Below are 754 nucleotides of genomic sequence, written 5' to 3' on the forward strand. Positions count from 1 at the left end.
CGGTGTTAGTATAGGTTCCAGCATCTACATCAACTTGAGTCAAAGTATGAGCAGCGGTTAAGGTTACGATTGCGCCCGGAGCTAAAGTAGAAACCGGAGAATTCGTTACCACAGCATTGGCATCCGTAACCACAAGATTGGTCAAGGTGACGTTTCCGGCATTCTTAATAACAAGGTTGTAATTCAATTCCTCACCTGCTTTATTAGGAACGGAACCGTTAACATTTTTCACTAGAGTCACGGCACCCGCTGGCGGAATGGTAGCCACTGTTGGTGTATCATTAGTCTCTGTCGTTCCTGAAACATCAGTCACGTCCAACCCAGCTGGTGTTTTACCTGTAACGCTTGCGGTGTTGGTATAAGTTCCAGCATCTACATCGCTTTGAATTAAAGTATGAGCAGCGGTTAATGTTACGCTTGCACCTGGAGCTAAAGTAGAAACAGGAGAACCCGTAACAATTGCATTGGCATCAGTAATTACCAGATTGGTTAAGGTGACGTTTCCGGTATTCTTAATAACAAGGTTGTAATTCAATACCTCGCCTGCTTTATTCGACACAGTACCGTTAACAGTTTTCACTAAAGTCACAGCACCAGCCGGAGTAATGGTAGCCACTGTTGGTGTATCATTAGTCTCCGTCGTTCCTGAAACATCAGTTACATCTGCACCAGCCGGTGTCTTACCGGTTACCGTTGCGGTATTGCTATAAGTACCTGCATCAATATCGGCTTGGGTTAAAGTATGAACAGCAGA

Annotated in this window: 1 pseudogene; it reads right to left on the reverse strand. The window is 44.8% G+C overall.

Annotated features, from left to right (window positions below):
• Positions 1-754 (reverse strand): annotated as a pseudogene (locus R2Q80_RS21885) (hypothetical protein); the annotation flags it as partial.

Origin of the sequence: Pedobacter frigidisoli, from assembly GCF_032678525.1 — a bacterium.
In the GTDB taxonomy this organism is placed as follows: domain Bacteria; phylum Bacteroidota; class Bacteroidia; order Sphingobacteriales; family Sphingobacteriaceae; genus Pedobacter; species Pedobacter frigidisoli_A.